The following is a 15,040-nucleotide window of genomic DNA, read 5'->3' as shown; positions in this document are numbered from 1 at the left end:
CGCGAAGCGAAAATTGGGGAGAGTACGGCCGCCAGGCCGGGAGAGGGGAAAGGCGCCCCTCCAAACCCCGACACACCTTCATATCCAGCCACCAGCAACGATGGATTTGAAGGAGTCGCTCCCCTCATGGGGAGCTGGCCGCGTCGCGGACTGAGGGGTGCTTTCATCGATGGCCCGGCTCCCCAAGCAAACACCCCAAGACGCTACTGAATTGGTCGAACCTCGATCCCGAACCCGTACTCCTCGCCAAACAACGCCGCTGGGTGCAGGCTCGCTACCTTCACCGCTTCGTCGATGTTCTCCGCTTCGACGATGAAGAAGCTCCCCAACTGCTCCTTCACTTCCAAAAAAGGGCCATCCGTCACGAACGGAGCGCCGCCACGAGGGCGGATCGTCTTGGCTAGGCTCTTATGCTGAAGCCCTTCTTCCGTCACGACTTTTCCGGTCGCGCGAAAAGGCCGACACTGGGCAAAGCACTTTTCCAAAATCGCGCCTTTGACGTCCTCATCGAGGCTGTCAAATTGGTCCATGTTGAGATATCCGAGGCAAAGAAATTGCATGATCTATTTTCTCCATTTTGCGTTACTCACCGGAGCAACACAGCCTAGACACGCGAACATCGCCCTTTTCGACACCCGCTACAAGGATTTTTGCAAATTTTCGATTTTCTCCCGAAGCCACTTCCGTTCGGAATCCTGATTCGACTTCGCCAGAGCCACTTCGTAGGCCAACACCGCTTCGGCCAACTGGCCAAGTTTCTCCTTCAAACCGCCTAAAGCCGAATACGCGAGGCCGTAATGCGCAAGTTCGCCCTCTGCCAACATCCGCTCGATGATTTCGATGCCGTGCTCGGGACCCACATGGTACGCGACCGCCACCGCCCGATTCAGCTCGACGATCGGTGAATACCCCAACGCCTGCAATTGGTCATAGTAACCGACAATCTGCCCCCAATCCGTCGAATCGGACTCCGGCGAGCGAGCATGGACCGCCGCAATTGCCGACTGAAGAGCATACGAGCCGAGCGATGAACATCCCACCGCCTCATCCGAGAGCAGAATTCCTTCACGCGCCATCGCCTGATTCCAAAGTCGCCGATCCTGATCGTCCAACAGAATGATGTCGCCCTCCGCGTTGGTCCGCGCCGACCGACGCGACTCCTGAACAAGCATCAAGGCAAGCAGACCGACCGTTTCGCTCGTTCGAAGCAACGAAACCACGAGCCGAGTCAGTCGAATCGCCTCACGCGCAAGGTCGGCCCGAACCAGCGAGTAGCCGGAACTCGCATAGTAGCCCTCGTTGAACGTAAGGTACAGCACATGGAGCACACCCGGTAGACGCTCAGAAATCACCTCGTCGTTGAGCAATTCCAGGCTGTGCCCGCCCGCCTTCAACTGAGCTTTCGCTCGCACGATGCGCTGGGCCAAGGTTGGCATCGGACACAGAAACGCGTGGGCGATCTCTTCCGTCGAGAGTCCGCAACACTCCCGCAAAGTCAGCGCGATCTGTGATTCCACTCCGAGCGAGGGATGACAGCACATGAATATCAACCGCAAAGCGTCGTCATCGATGATCTCGATATCCGGTTCATCCCCGAACGCGACGAGCTCTTCGGCGGGTAATGCCACCTGCCGCTGATTCTTGCGAAAGGTGTTCAGGCCTGCGTACCGACCCGCCTTGACGAGCCACGCCAGGGGTTTGGCTGGAATGCCCGACTCCGGCCAAACCGCTAACGCTGAGGCAAACGCGTCTTGGCAACAATCGTCCGCTAGATCCAAATCACCCAACAACCGCATGAGCGTCGCTCGCACCACGATCCCATGAGTTCGATGCAACGCCTCGATATGGCCCCGAATGTCCTCGCGCTCATCCACCGCCAGCCATCATAACACAGGATGCCGGAATAGTTGTCTCGCCCGCCAAGAAAAGGCCTTGGTGGCCCAGTCGGCCTAATGGGAGCGGCGAGCGGCGCGAAATTCTCGCCGAGTTTGCGAGGGAAATGAACGAAGTGAATCGGGACCTCTCACCCAAGAAAGCCTGAAGTGACGACGGCTAAGTGGGAAAACCAACTTTCGATTTGCAGCCGGGTGTAGCTGACGACCAAACCGATCCCGGAGGGTTCGCGGAGATTAGCCTGGGGTGCCTGCACCCCAGGAAAGACCTATCAACTTCGAAAGTCCCAGGAGTCCCGAGCCTCGGGACGACCTGGGCAAAGCCCTGCCGAAGGCTTGTCCGAAGGAAGGTGCTTAGCGCCGCACCTGGCTAGGCCCTTCACCGACCAAGAACCAAACGCCCCATAAACCACCGCAAAAAATTGGAACGAAACCACCGTGGGTAACATTAACCTTACAGAAGCCACTCCGCCGACGCAGCGAACGCTTTTGACGCCGAATGATCGCGTACCGGCTCGCCAAGCGAGCCAAACGGAGAAAGCAATGAAACCAATGAAAACGAAATCGCTCGCCCTTCTCGGGCTTTTCGCCCTGCTTGCCCTCGTGGCAGCGGGATGCTCGTCGTCCGAGCCTGCGGCGAACTCATCCAGCACATCGAGCGCGATGAGCACCGACTCCAAGTCGACGATGAGTGCCGAGACCAAGCCGGAAGCCAAGTCCGACTCGACTCCGACCGCAACCCCGGCCGCCTTCACTAACGACAAGGGCGACATCGTTTGCCCCGTCACTGGCGACACCATCGCTTCGCCGGATAAGGCTGTTGGCCACCAGGACTACAACGGCAAACGGTATTATTTCTGCTGCCCCGGCTGCCCGGATCAGTTCAAAGCCGATCCCGCGAAGTTCGAAGATGGCAAGGCTCTGAAGAAGACCTGATCACGACTAATTGACGCGAGACCGTTTCGATCTCGCGTCAAAATTCGCGAATAAGGTCAGGTGGCTATTCGTGCCACGTGACCTTATTTGTCCATGGCCTGCGCTCACCCTTCGGAATCTCGACCGCCGGCCAACCGCACATAAAGAATCCCAAAAGGCGCGCCGGAGCCGTAAAGCCAAGCCCCTTGGCCACGGTTTCGTCCACCGACAAGCCCTTCGAGTGCCACATGCCGATCAGGCCAAGCTCGGACGCCATGAGGTGCAGATTCTGCACTGCGCTCGCCACGGCCATGATCTCTTCCCGCTCGGACATCACCAAGTTGCCGTTCTCATCGAGCTTGGGGGACATGCCGATGGCGATCCAAACCGGCGAGGCAAATGCCCGCTTTCGTCCGCTCTCGGGGTCTTGGCCCGCCTCTCGCTGAGCCAATTCAAAAAGATCCGCCAAAACGCCTCGCCCTTCGCCCGTGAACACCACGAACCGCCAAGGCTCGGTGTCCCCGTGGCTGGGAGCCCAGTTCGCCGCCTGCAGCATCTGCTCGATCAACTGGCGATCCACCGGATCGGGCTTCAGGCGCGACAGCCCCATACTTCGCCGACGCTCGAAGACCTCCATCAAATGATGCGGCGGCATCGGAGGCTTGGGGGCCTCGGGCTTACCATGTTCGATTTGATGGAGAATCTGTTGAAGCGTCCCGACTAGCCGCATCTCATCCTCGCGACCTCGCGGGCGGTAGCCGCGTAGAAAGTCGCGCAGGCGACGGCGCATTGCCTTCAAGTCTTCGCTTTGGCGGGAGTGTTCGTCTTCGTCGGGTCCAAGCTCTCCTTCGAACGCCTGCCTCGCTTCCTCCATGCGTGCCCCGATCTTTTCGAGGATGCTGAAGATTTCGTCGGCTCGCTCGCGGTTTTCTTCCAGGTGCCCACGACCTTCGTCGGTGATTTGGTACCGCTTGCGTGTCCCTTCCATCGCGACATCCGCGTACCCGATCTCTTCCAGATAGGTGAGCGCCGGGTAGATCATGCCCGGACTCGGCGCATAGTATCCGTCGGACAATTCCTCTAGCGACTTGATGATCTCGTAGCCGTAAGAAGGTCCTTTGTCCAGCAGAGTGAGGATCAAAATCTGAAGGTCGGCCGAGGAGAATTTGCGTCCTCGATGAAGCCCATGGGGCCCGTGCATGCCGAAACGGTGGTGAGGTCCCCGAGGGCCGCGCCCTCGATGTAGACGAGCCGCCCAGGGCCCAATAGCTTCAAAAGGAATCTCTCCACGACCATGTCTATCGTAAAACATATCTTAAGATACTACATATCGTAAGATATAGTTTCAATTTTGAAAAATTCGTGCCACTTTGTGCCGTTTTGAATCATTTATAGAAAACCCTGCCTCTTCCTTCCTAATGGAACAATCCGTCATGTCAAATCCCATCATTCAGCTCACTACGGCCAACTTTAAGTCCGAAGTTCTTGATAACGAAACCCCCATTCTCATCGACTTCTGGGCGCCGTGGTGCGGTCCGTGTCGAGCCATGAAGCCGATCCTTGCCGAAGTGGCCGAGACCGTCGCCGGCAAAGCTCGCATCGCCCAGCTCAACGTCGACGATGAACCTGAAATCGCTTCAATCTTCGGCATCAGCAGTATTCCGACCTGCTATCTGATGAAGGGTAATCGAGCCCTCACTTCATTCACGGGAGTCTTGCCACCAGGCGAAGTAGCGAGCCGAATCCTCGCCAAAGTTGACGCCGTTTAGATCTTGCCCCCTCATAAGGAAAACCCCACTAATGACGACTCTCCTAGCCCAATGTGACGGGTGAGGAGTTTCATTTGGGCCCGCCACCTCGCGGCGGGCCATTTTTTCGGACCATCGGGCGATACTAGAGGAATGTCCGAACCGATCGCCGAGATTTTGGAAACCAAGGAAGTCTTTCACAAGCGCATCTTCCGCTGGCTTTCGATCCGCTTCCGAGCCAAGAAGTTCGACGGGACCCTCTCGGAGCCAATCGAACACCTGGTCCTGAACCGAGGCGACAGCGTCGGCATCCTCTTACATGATCTTGCAACCGACGAGATCGTGCTGGTCGAGCAGTTTCGTGTATCGGCCTTCGAAAACGGCCCGGGCCGACTACTCGAAATCCCGGCTGGACGCATCGACGACGGCGAATCCGCGGAGGCAAGCGCCAAGCGAGAGGCGATAGAAGAGACCGGAGCCGAACCCGAGTCGATCCAGTTAGTGGCTAGCTTCTACCTATCCCCGGGTGCTTGCACGGAGCGGCTGAGTTTGTTCTATTGCCCGTTTCCTACCGGCCTGACTGTTCTCGCCCACGCCGGTCTGGCGCATGAAAGCGAAGACCTGCGAGTCCACCGCGTCCCGACGTCAGAAGCGGACGAAATGGTGAAGAACGGCACCATCATCGATGCCAAGTCCATCATCGCCATTCAGTGGCTTCTTGCCCACAGACAAACCTAAGTGGATCGTTAAGACTCTGAACATTTGTCCTGGGACCCGTTGACTTTACCTACCACGCATGATAGTATATTTTTGTCTACTATTTTAGTGGTGAAGAAATGACGATTCAAGAATACTTAGCCGATGTGACGCGTTCAGCCGCGCAAGAAGCCTTTCGATATGCCAAGGCCGTTCCCGCCGATAAGCTGACTTGGGAGCCGGACGGCGCTCGGTCCGTGATCAGCCTTTGTTGGGAGATGGCGATGTGCCCGACCTGGGCGCAGGACCTGATCGAAAATAGAGAAGAAGGCGACTCCAGCGGCCGCGCCCTCGACCCTGCCCAACCGCTCTCCGTCGCAGAGTACGAAACCGAGTGCTTAGCCCGAGTTGAGAAGCTGGCGCAACTGTTCGGAACGCTGTCCGACGAGCGACTGAAGGACACGAAGTGGCTCCCTTATAACGGCGGACGTGACCACACAGTCCTCGAGATGATGGACTACCCAAGGTGGAATTTCAATTATCACCTCGGGCAGATCGCCTACGTCCAGACCATGCTGGGCGACAAAGAAATGCACTAAAAGGAAGGTTCTAGTGGGGTTCCGGCGCGCCGGAACCCGAGCTATTGTCATCGGAGATGACCGAGCCAAGCGGTTGCTTTGCGCCGGTCTTGCCCATTGTTGGTGTTGACCCGTGGTTGATTACGATCTGGTTCGCCTTCTTGGCCGCACCGTTTCGCATCGCTTGATCAGTGGCCATGTCGTATTTGTCATGACCGGCGTTGCAACCGCAAATGAGGAGGGCAGCGAAAGGGAAAAGGAGGGTTTTCATAGTTTGGTTGCGTAGTGGAGGTTCTTGCTCTTGTCTCCCCAGGTCTGGTCGAACTTCATCGCTTTCACGTGGGAGTCGAGGAATTGATAGAGCGCAACTTTGCCGGTGTATCGATTGGGTGAAATCCTCGTCACCACTTTGGTCGGCTCAAGCGTTCCGGGGAGTTGGCTTTCCGACGTGATCAGGTTTTGAGTGAACGTCCACCAGGCGTAATCTTCGAGGTTCTTGCCTCCGGGAAGGGACGAAGGAATGTCGCTTCGGTCTGTCATATAGATCGCTTCGGCTGGTCGAGGTATTGCGCTCATGCTCCATGCATAGACCAGTTGGCCGTTGAAAACAAAGCTCGTTTGTCCCTTCTTGTCTAGTCGGTCCTCGGGCGAAAACCAGACGTCCTTGTTCTTCACATATGGCTCGTAGGTGTCCACTAAGGTCGGCTCGTTGTCGCTGACAATAATGAGGAGCGTATCGAATCCCGGCCATTGTGGAACGGCTTCGTGCTGCGGTGGAAGGTGGTCATCGCTGTCCCCGAGATAGAGCTGAACGCCTTTGGCGATCTGGCTAAGGTTGCTCATGGCCGCGGTCTTCTTGCTCGCGCCTTTTGCCTGGGCAAAGACGGGAAACAGAATCGCCGCCACAATGGCGATAATGGCGATCACCACTAAAAGTTCGATGAGCGTGAAGGCTTTGGTTTTGCACCTCATGCTTAACGGTTGATTGTCTCTGGCTTATTGTTCGATGGGGGAACAAACTTTTTGTCGGGCTGGTCGGGAACCACGTCAGCCAAGAAGTCGGGATCGATAATCTTCACGAACAGAGCCGGGCGATCGGCAGGAATATCCACGTCTTTGAGGTTCGGCGCCGGGCCCGAAAAGAAGATGACGATCTGAGCATCTTCCTTTGCGGAAGGGTGATCCTCCATGATGATCGTGGCCCCAGATCCATGCTTCTCCAGCTTCAAACTGATCGGAGGTTTGTCCTCGATCACACGCTCAAGCGGCTGATTGAAAGGCATGTTTCCTGCCTGCGAGACGGCATAAAACGCATCCTTCCTCGTATGACCAGGGGCCGTGGCCAACAGAGCGCCGTCCTTAAAGTCTCGCACCACCAAGTACTTGCCCTCATTGTAAATCGCGCCTAGAGGCTTGGCCCCACCGGTGAGAAAAGTCCGGTTATACACGAGCGCTTGAGGTTCTTTTGGCTTGGGCCAAAGCACGGCGAGGGCGACGACAGAGGCGACGGCAGCCACCGCAAAGACGGGTGCGAGTCGAAGCCGACGCCTTCCTGGCACGCTACGCACACATTTTGCCGCCTGACTCACGAGACGGTACTCGTCAAAGTGTTGTCGGCACTCATCACACCGGAGCAGGTGTAGCTTCACCCGCACCCAATCGACCAAACCAAGTTCACGATCGATGAGCGCGTTCAACTGAGTCCGAATTCTGTCGCAAGACATCACAAAACCTCCTGTAGGCGCTCGCGCATCTGCTCACAAGCCGAGTGGACCCTTGATTGCACGGTGCCAATCGGCACGTCCAGAATCTTTGCCGCCTCACGGTACTTAAGTCCCTCCATCTTGACCAGCGTGAATGCTTCCAAGAGAGGCTCTGAAAGATTGGCGAGTTCGGATTCGATGGCGATGACCAAATCCCGATCCCTTGACGGTTGCTTCGGGGCATGGACTCGGTCAAGCTCTTGGCGGCGCTGGAGAGTGCGCCGTCCCTCTCGCCACTTATTCAGGGCGATGCGATACAGCCAAGTCTTGACCGAACTCCGTCGACTGAAGCGTTTGATCGCCCCCGGAGCCGCGTGAATCGTTTCCATCAAAAGGTCCTGCGCGCCATCGGCGTCTCCGCAGAGCCGGAAGCAGAACCGAAGCAGATTCTCCGAGTGGTCGGCGTACAGCCGTGCGACAAGGGCAAAGTCCTCTGCGTCCAGGTTCTCCTCACAATCTCGCGCGGTCGACGAGCTTTTCCGTAGGTACAGTTGTTTCACGAACGCGCTTTGTTCGCCAATACGCAATTTTCTTCGAAAAAGAATTCGCGTTAGCCGATTTCCTCCTTGAGTCGCAAGAAAGTTTGGTACCGATCGGACGAAATCTGGCCGTTTTCGACGGCTTCAAGTACACCGCATCCGGGTTCGGCGGTGTGCGAGCAGTCTCGGAATCGACAGCTTATGCCGACAAACTCGGGGAAGGATCGCTCGATCTCATCGAGGCTCGTCGACCAGAGTCCGAATGAACGGATGCCTGGCGTGTCGATGAGCGTCGTGCCGTTGGCCAGACGATGCAGGGAGCTAACCGTCGTCGTGTGGGCGCCGCGCCCATATCCTTCCATCAATCCCTTGGTCTTCAGGTTCAATTCGGGAGCGAAGGCGTTGGCCAATGACGACTTCCCGACGCCCGAGTGGCCGACAAAAGCAAAGGTTTGGCCTTGAAGATGCTTTCGGAGGTCGTCGATGCCTCTCCCATCGGCGGTCGAACATTCAAAGACCGGAAGCCCGATGCCTCGATACGGCTCCAGGACTTCCAACTCGCTATGGTCCTCCAACAAGTCGATTTTGTTGACGCAGATGACGGGCTTCGCGCCGCCGTTTTGAATGGCAACCAAGTAGCGATCTATCAGGCGAGGATGCAGCGGGGGCGTCACGACCGACACGACGATGACCACCACGTCGACGTTCGCCACGATCAGACGTTCGAGGTTTCCGTTGTCCACGTCGGGACGAGACAGCTTGGTCCGACGGGGCAGAAGTTCGAGGACCGACAATCGACCGCTGGCTTCGCCAATGCGAACCTCGTCGCCAGGAGCCAGCAGATGGGTCCCGCGCTGAATTCGTACGGTCTCGCCATCGACTTCGACATCAATCTCGTTGGCGAAGACACTAGTCACGACGGCAAGCCGTTGATTGCAGGCCGACTGCAGGGTCCGCTCTTCTTTGCGGATCGCCCGCTCAACCCATAGGTCGAGACTCTCGTTTGGTTTGCCGGAGCGCTTTTTGAGTTGTTTGACGCGTTGAATCAGGCCGTCCAACTGCTCGGGTTCGAGGTAGGACAGACGGGTGGCGAGTTTCGCGGAAATCGTTTCTTTCACTGGTTTGGGAATTCTTGGGGCCGATGAGGCGCACGAACGCCTCGCATGGCGAAGAGAACTCCCGACGCAGGATTAGGAAAGAAGGCAGGAGTTCAAGCGTGAAGAGACGGTGATAACAGACATTGTTCTTGAGACCTCCTGAGTTAGATTGCCGCGTCAGCGGACCCCTCGATTATACACGGATCGGCAAGTCCTTGGTTAGCTCGATCTCGTCGCAACAAGGGATTCCGTAGTGCCCTTTCAAAGGGATCGTCGTTTTGACCTTCCTCGCTTCCGTGATGGAATCTCGCCAGATCTTTTCCAGTCGAAAGCCGCGTCGTTGGTAAAACCGCAAAGCATCGATATTATCGTTGCTGGTGAAGACGACAATTTTCGTCGAGCCTCGGTCCATGGCATCGCGTTCGATCCAGGCCAACATTTCTGTGCCGATCGACATACCCTTTTCAAAGCTGTTGATGGTCATGATCTCGGTTGCACCGGGCAAATGAAGCAGGGTTGCAAGCCCAACGCGACGGCCACCGATCCAGGCGACGATAGCGGGCAGAGTGCGGGCATCAATAAATTCGCCCGCTCGCTCAATCATTGGGCCATCCCACTCACGGATCAAGGCTTCCTCAATCCATGACTTATCAGACTCCTGGCCAGGACATACTTCGAGCATGGCAAGGCTTTCTACGGAGGGGCTATGCCTTCCGTCGGCGCGCTGCCAAGACCATTAGACCGAATCCTAATCCAAGCAAGGAAATTGGCTCCGGGACGAGCACGACGTTATCTAACCGAGTGTAGTCAGGACCGGATTCTTGATCAGCGTTGATACCGATTCTCACCAAACCGCCGAGCACGCTCGATATATCGGCCGAGGTTGCGGCTCGGAAATCGACGCCATTGCTGTAGAGCCAGGTTCCGGGCGTGAAGTCGTACGAGTAGTGATGAAATGCTCCATCGGCAGGCACGGACGTCGTCTGATAGATGGCACCGGTCGTGCTCGCCATAACCACGAAAGGATAGGGCCCGTCGGAGAAGTCCGACGAGTAGTCGAACGACAGCGACGACGCGCTCGCAAAGCCGCCCGAGAGGATAGGGCTGACGTGAAAAGACCAGTTGGAAAAGTCCGGTGCGTCGATGTACCCGCCCGCGTTCCAGGTAGCGGCACCCATGTCTGTCAGAACCAGAGTTGAAGGGTTGAAATCCGCCCGTCGCCATCCTTCGTTGTCGGTATCGAAGTGATACGAAAGGAGGTCGGCATGAGCCATCGAAAATCCACACAAAACCACGCCCAAACAAGTCATCCAACGCATACGGCCATTGTAACAGATCAGGCCCGCCATCACACCCTTCCGGCAGATTTGAATTCAAAACGGGTACCCTTTCCCATTGAACGATGAAGATTTACACATCCGAGAGCGTCAGCATTGGGCATCCCGACAAAGTCGCTGACCAGATCTCGGACGCCCTTCTCGACGAGTTTCTGAAGCAAGATCCGAAGTCTCGTGTGGCGGTCGAAACCATGCTAGCCCACGGCGTCGCCGTGGTATCGGGAGAAGTGACGACCAACGCCTACGTCAACGTCCAAGAGGTCGTTCGCGACACCATCAAGTCGATCGGCTACACCAACACCGCCGTCGGATTCGACGGCGACAATTGCGGCGTTTTGGTCGCGATCCAAGGCCAGTCCAACGACATCGCGATGGGCGTTGACACCGGTGGAGCTGGTGACCAAGGCATGATGTTCGGCTATGCGACGAACGAGACGAAGGAGCTGATGCCTCTTCCGATCGCCATCGCCCATGCCATCATGCGCAAGGCAGTGGAAGTGCGACGGTCCAGCCCAGGTCTTGGCCTTCGCCCCGACGCAAAGAGCCAGGTTTCGGTCATCTACGACAACGAAGGTATTCCGAAGACCATCGACACCGTGGTGGTCTCGCATCAGCACGACGATCACGACGCGCTCGGCAATGAGATTCCACAAGAGGAGATCCGCAACCGCGTTCGGCAGTCGATCATCGAGCCGGTTTTGGCCGAATACGAGGAGTATCGCAACAGCGACATTACCTTCCACATCAACCCAACGGGGCGATTTGTCACCGGTGGCCCGGCGGGCGACACGGGTCTGACGGGTCGAAAGATTATTGTGGACACGTACGGGGGCATGGCCCCTCACGGCGGCGGGGCTTTCAGCGGCAAAGATCCGACAAAGGTCGACCGTTCGGCGGCGTATGTGTCGCGGTTCCTGGCGAAGAACATCGTGGCGGCCGGATTGGCCAGTCGATGTGTGGTTCAGCTTGCCTACGCGATCGGCGTGGCTCAGCCAGTGGCCATCAACCTGGAAACGTTTGGGACAGAAACCGAAGATCCAGATGTGGTGGTCAAGCGCATCAAGGACAACTTCGATCTATCGCCGGCGGGCATCATCAAGACGCTCAACCTGCTGGAAACCAAATACCTTCCGACGGCCAAGAACGGCCACTTCGGCAACCCGGTATTTCCGTGGGAGTCGACTTCAGCGGCGAGTCTGCTGAAGTAACGCTGAATAGGCTTGTCGAGAACTCGGCAAGCCTATTTCTTTTCTTCTTTCTTCTCTTCTTTCGATCGAGAATAAGTGAGCTTTACACCGTTGGTGCTCAGCATGAGCTTATCGCCATCCAACTTCCAATCGTACTTGAGCGAAGGTGACGACTTCATGTCGGTAAAGAAGAACTGATCGCCCTTCGTGCCCCACTTGGCCTCCGTCTTTTGGTCGAAGTTTTTCGCTTCTCCGCGCGTGACGTCGGAGCCGAGCGACACCTTTGAAATGAGTTCGCACGTGCCGTCAGCCTTGAGGCTAACTTTTTGCCCTTTTGTTTCGGTCCAGTTGCCGACCAACTCGGATGGATTTTCCATCGAAGTCGGTACGTCGACCTTCATCGGTTGAGGGGCAGGTTCGTCATCGTTTTGGCAACCCAGGATCACCTGGGTTGCCAAAAGCGCAACGAGTAAGCGGCCAAATTTCATTCCGGCCAATTATGGCCCCTTTTTGGGGGGCGGCTGATAGCCCATGCCTGGCGAGCCTTGGGCCGCCGCACGAGCTTTATCCCGAAATTCCGGTGGCACGTTGTCAAGGGCTTTTTCCGTCTTCTGCTTTTGGGCTTCGACGTTTCCGGCCGTCGGATCAGCAGGTCCGGGCTGATCGCCCGTGCTGCAACCGATCAGAACCGTCAGCGAGATGAGACCAAGAATGACTTTCTTCATGCTTACTTGAGGGCGGAGAATGGAGCGCAGAAGTTGCCCGGATCGAACGTCCACGTATCCGACGGATACAGGCCGTCGACGTACATCATCGTGCACCAGTTGAAGTTCTCAACTCGCGAGAACTTGGTGTGACCGTCGGCGTAGCCTACGTTGGCACCATCGTTGAAGCGGAATCGAGGCATCGACCAGTTCGGCCAATCCGTATTGTCCTTGTTGTAGCAGCGGAAGCCAGCTTTGGCGCCGTAGACGTCGGGCGGCCATGCGTTGTTGCCGCAAGTCTTGGTACCCGGATCATAGTGATCGTCGGCACCGCCCCACCACCACCAGGACGAGTCCATGTTGGAGCCGGGAGCGCCATGGTCGCCCCACGTCGGGTTAACACCAGTCGTGGTGACGATGAGCTTGCTGGTCAGGTTGCCGATCTGCGTTTGCGAGACGGAACCGGGTCCGGGATCGGCACAAAGTCGTGCGCCCCAGTCGTTGACCGTACAGGACGGCATGATCTTGTCATGGACCGCATAGCCGCGGTCGTACGGCGTGCCTGGGGTCTGGAAAATGCCACCTGCGGTGTCGTACAGAGAAGCTTTGCCGCTCTTCAGGTAGGGAAGGATGGCCTTTGCCCAGTTGATGTCTTCCGCCCAAGCTCCGTTGTTCGTCAGAACATAAAAGTTGCGGCAGAAGTAGTCGTCGTTGTCCGACGCATACATCATATGGCCCAAGGTCAGCTGCTTTTGGTTGCTGATGTCGGCGGCCTTTTTAGCGGCGACTTTCGCTTGAGCAAATACAGGGAATAGGATCGCCGCCAAGATTGCGATGATCGCGATAACGACAAGCAGTTCGATAAGTGTGAAACCTCTACGTTTCATGATTATTTCTTCGTTGTTTTTAAGGTCGTGGTAGATTCGCGAACATCGAATCCACATGGAATGACGAGGTGCTTTTTCTCTGAGGAAAATTGGCTGATCTCTCCAATGAGCAGGTCGACCGCGGCCGATCCCATTCTTCGAAGAGGCTGTCGAATGGCCGATAGCTTCGGCGAAAGGCCATCGCAGAATTCGGTCGAGTCGAAGCCGATCACCGACAGTTCGTCGGGGATGGATATCCCAGTCTCCTTGGCCACGCGAAGGACGTGAGAGGCGACCGTTTCGCTCGAACACACGAGTGCCGTGCATTCAGTGGTATGCAGACTGGCATGCAAGCCGCTCCAGTCTTCTTCGGCGTAGATGAGACTGTCTTCGTTGTAGCTCAGACCGCGTTCAGTCACCACTTTCTGGAAGACGTTTGCGCGGACCTTGGCTTCGGAGAAGGAGTCCTTCTTTTCGAGAACGAAGCCGAGTCTCTCGTGGCCCAAGCTCACGAGATGGTCGACCGCCTGCGAAATGCCGTCGTAGTTGTCGCAGATGACGGAAGCGACTTTGCCATCGAAATCCGATTCGCTGGCGTGGAGAACCACGAGCGGAGATCGGCAATTTTCGATGAGGTCGACGTTCTGCTTCGTCAGGTCGGTGCTGTACCAGATCAGTCCATCGAACCGACCGTCCGAAAGCGCCTGCCCAGGATCGTCGCCCATCAACGCCGGGCAGAACGTCACGCTATAGCCGTGATGGAAAGCTCGATCGATGATTCCGTCGACGAGACAGGCGAAGTACCGGCTGCCTTCCGAGAGGGGCTGTCGTTCGAAACCGACCCCGTGCAGGATGCCGATCATCATCGTCTGCTGGTCGCGGAAATTACGGGCCGTAACGTTGACCCGGTAGTTCATTTCCTTGGCGATCATGCGAACGCGTTCGGCGGTGGCTTGGCTGACTCGGACCGAAGTGGCCTTGTTATGGAGGACGCGCGAAACGACGGTGGGTGTGACCCCAGCCTTTGCCGCAACATCGCGCATCGTGACTGCCATAAGTGGTTCCTACCTTCGTTGGTATACCGGTGTATCAGCCATTATAACAAAATTCTAACAATTTGTGCCTGCCATCAAAAAAAATTTCATCTGTAAGGAAAAAGGCCCGTCGGACGTCATTCAAGTGGCTTCATAAATCTCGCGATTTTTAGCCTAAGTGCTCATGAAATACCGTCTAATTTCCCGCTTTGCGGTGGGGTTGGCCGTCGCGCTGCCGACAGTGGCGATGGCCCAGTACTATCAGAACTCGTCGGACTTTTTTGGTATTGGTACCGGGGTGCGTGGACGCGGCGCCGCCTATTACGGCAAGCGTATGAACTCGCTCGGCGTCCAGATCGGGGTTTACAACGACATCGACCTCGATCCCAATAGTCTTTCGGACGGCCCCCCGCCGAATGATACGCAGTTCCTTGGTAACTATCGCACCAGCCCGGGCTTTGGCACCGACCTTCTGTTCTTTCCCGGCAACGAGCGGCAGAGCCTGTTCTTTGGTGTGGGTCTTTACTACGAAGACATCACCGAGGTCGGGCGGTCGGCGTCAAGCGGGTTTCTGTACGAGTTTGGTCACCACAACGCCTGGCGGACCGGTCTGTCGGTCGGCCTGCAGGCATCGGTCAGTAATACGAGTAACTTCAGCATGGGGTACCACAACCTGCTCGGTTGGAACATTTCCTTTTCGATGCGGCAGTAATCCTAGTAAAAATGCGGTTACCCTGATTCACC

The 15,040-nt window shown here is 56.6% G+C and carries 20 protein-coding genes; 6 read left to right on the top strand and 14 right to left on the bottom strand.

Features of this window, described 5'->3' with window-relative positions; genetic code table 11:
• Positions 1–203: 203 nt before the first annotated feature.
• Both GC165_01945 and GC165_01940 read right to left on the bottom strand, forming a co-directional pair.
• Entirely contained in the window at positions 204–560 is a 357-nt protein-coding gene (locus GC165_01945; protein ID MBI1331623.1) for a hypothetical protein, read from the bottom strand.
• Positions 561–638: 78 nt separating this feature from the next.
• Entirely contained in the window at positions 639–1,856 is a 1,218-nt protein-coding gene (locus GC165_01940) for an RNA polymerase subunit sigma-24 (GenBank protein ID MBI1331622.1), read from the bottom strand.
• A 723-nt stretch (positions 1,857–2,579) separates the two neighbouring features.
• On the opposite strand from GC165_01940, the gene GC165_01935 reads away from it, so the two are divergent.
• Positions 2,580–2,828, top strand: a complete 249-nt coding sequence (locus GC165_01935) for a YHS domain-containing protein (GenBank protein MBI1331621.1) — start codon at positions 2,580–2,582, stop codon at positions 2,826–2,828.
• A 64-nt stretch (positions 2,829–2,892) separates the two neighbouring features.
• Here the strand turns inward: GC165_01935 and GC165_01930 are convergent, their stop codons facing one another.
• Positions 2,893–4,119, bottom strand: a complete 1,227-nt coding sequence (locus GC165_01930) for a hypothetical protein (GenBank protein ID MBI1331620.1) — start codon at positions 4,117–4,119, stop codon at positions 2,893–2,895.
• 106 nt (positions 4,120–4,225) lie between these two features.
• On the opposite strand from GC165_01930, the gene trxA reads away from it, so the two are divergent.
• From trxA to GC165_01915, 3 genes are all read left to right on the top strand, one after another.
• Positions 4,226–4,576 carry a thioredoxin gene (trxA, locus tag GC165_01925; GenBank protein ID MBI1331619.1) on the top strand — a complete coding sequence of 117 codons (351 nt, stop codon included), beginning with the start codon at positions 4,226–4,228 and terminating at the stop codon, positions 4,574–4,576.
• Positions 4,577–4,708: 132 nt separating this feature from the next.
• The gene (locus tag GC165_01920) at positions 4,709–5,293 is read left to right on the top strand and encodes an NUDIX domain-containing protein (GenBank protein MBI1331618.1); all 585 of its coding nucleotides are present in this window, start codon (positions 4,709–4,711) and stop codon (positions 5,291–5,293) included.
• Positions 5,294–5,391: 98 nt separating this feature from the next.
• Complete coding sequence (locus GC165_01915; GenBank protein MBI1331617.1) at positions 5,392–5,850, top strand: hypothetical protein; 459 nt, start codon at positions 5,392–5,394, stop codon at positions 5,848–5,850.
• 10 nt (positions 5,851–5,860) lie between these two features.
• On the opposite strand, the gene GC165_01910 is transcribed toward GC165_01915, so the two are convergent.
• From GC165_01910 to GC165_01880, 7 genes are all read right to left on the bottom strand, one after another.
• Positions 5,861–6,100 carry a hypothetical protein gene (locus tag GC165_01910; GenBank protein MBI1331616.1) on the bottom strand — a complete coding sequence of 80 codons (240 nt, stop codon included), beginning with the start codon at positions 6,098–6,100 and terminating at the stop codon, positions 5,861–5,863.
• Complete coding sequence (locus tag GC165_01905; protein MBI1331615.1) at positions 6,097–6,801, bottom strand: prepilin-type N-terminal cleavage/methylation domain-containing protein; 705 nt, start codon at positions 6,799–6,801, stop codon at positions 6,097–6,099. The genes GC165_01910 and GC165_01905 overlap by 4 nt, the downstream gene beginning before the upstream one ends.
• A 2-nt stretch (positions 6,802–6,803) precedes the next feature.
• Positions 6,804–7,553 carry a hypothetical protein gene (locus tag GC165_01900; protein MBI1331614.1) on the bottom strand — a complete coding sequence of 250 codons (750 nt, stop codon included), beginning with the start codon at positions 7,551–7,553 and terminating at the stop codon, positions 6,804–6,806.
• Complete coding sequence (locus GC165_01895; protein MBI1331613.1) at positions 7,553–8,137, bottom strand: sigma-70 family RNA polymerase sigma factor; 585 nt, start codon at positions 8,135–8,137, stop codon at positions 7,553–7,555. Before GC165_01895 ends, GC165_01900 begins: the two co-directional genes overlap by 1 nt.
• 5 nt (positions 8,138–8,142) lie before the next feature.
• Positions 8,143–9,201 (bottom strand): ribosome small subunit-dependent GTPase A, encoded by a 1,059-nt coding sequence (rsgA, locus tag GC165_01890; GenBank protein MBI1331612.1) that lies wholly within the window; start codon positions 9,199–9,201, stop codon positions 8,143–8,145.
• Positions 9,202–9,361: 160 nt separating this feature from the next.
• Positions 9,362–9,850, bottom strand: a complete 489-nt coding sequence (locus tag GC165_01885) for a GNAT family N-acetyltransferase (protein ID MBI1331611.1) — start codon at positions 9,848–9,850, stop codon at positions 9,362–9,364.
• Positions 9,851–9,872: 22 nt separating this feature from the next.
• Entirely contained in the window at positions 9,873–10,517 is a 645-nt protein-coding gene (locus GC165_01880; protein ID MBI1331610.1) for a PEP-CTERM sorting domain-containing protein, read from the bottom strand.
• A 53-nt stretch (positions 10,518–10,570) separates the two neighbouring features.
• On the opposite strand from GC165_01880, the gene GC165_01875 reads away from it, so the two are divergent.
• Complete coding sequence (locus GC165_01875) at positions 10,571–11,713, top strand: methionine adenosyltransferase (protein MBI1331609.1); 1,143 nt, start codon at positions 10,571–10,573, stop codon at positions 11,711–11,713.
• Between the two features lie 32 nt (positions 11,714–11,745).
• Here the strand turns inward: GC165_01875 and GC165_01870 are convergent, their stop codons facing one another.
• From GC165_01870 to GC165_01855, 4 genes are read right to left on the bottom strand one after another with little or no spacing between them, the layout of a single operon-like run.
• The gene (locus GC165_01870; GenBank protein MBI1331608.1) at positions 11,746–12,180 is read right to left on the bottom strand and encodes a hypothetical protein; all 435 of its coding nucleotides are present in this window, start codon (positions 12,178–12,180) and stop codon (positions 11,746–11,748) included.
• Between the two features lie 9 nt (positions 12,181–12,189).
• Positions 12,190–12,417 carry a hypothetical protein gene (locus tag GC165_01865; GenBank protein MBI1331607.1) on the bottom strand — a complete coding sequence of 76 codons (228 nt, stop codon included), beginning with the start codon at positions 12,415–12,417 and terminating at the stop codon, positions 12,190–12,192.
• Between the two features lie 2 nt (positions 12,418–12,419).
• Positions 12,420–13,283, bottom strand: coding sequence for a prepilin-type N-terminal cleavage/methylation domain-containing protein (locus GC165_01860; GenBank protein ID MBI1331606.1), 864 nt, complete (start codon positions 13,281–13,283; stop codon positions 12,420–12,422).
• A gap of 2 nt (positions 13,284–13,285) precedes the next feature.
• Positions 13,286–14,317, bottom strand: coding sequence for a LacI family DNA-binding transcriptional regulator (locus GC165_01855; protein MBI1331605.1), 1,032 nt, complete (start codon positions 14,315–14,317; stop codon positions 13,286–13,288).
• A gap of 163 nt (positions 14,318–14,480) precedes the next feature.
• On the opposite strand from GC165_01855, the gene GC165_01850 reads away from it, so the two are divergent.
• The gene (locus tag GC165_01850) at positions 14,481–15,008 is read left to right on the top strand and encodes a hypothetical protein (protein MBI1331604.1); all 528 of its coding nucleotides are present in this window, start codon (positions 14,481–14,483) and stop codon (positions 15,006–15,008) included.
• Positions 15,009–15,040: the final 32 nt, after the last annotated feature.

The organism is Armatimonadota bacterium, assembly GCA_016125185.1.
Taxonomy (GTDB): domain Bacteria; phylum Armatimonadota; class Fimbriimonadia; order Fimbriimonadales; family Fimbriimonadaceae; genus Fimbriimonas.
This window is presented reverse-complemented; position numbering and strand designations above follow the sequence as displayed.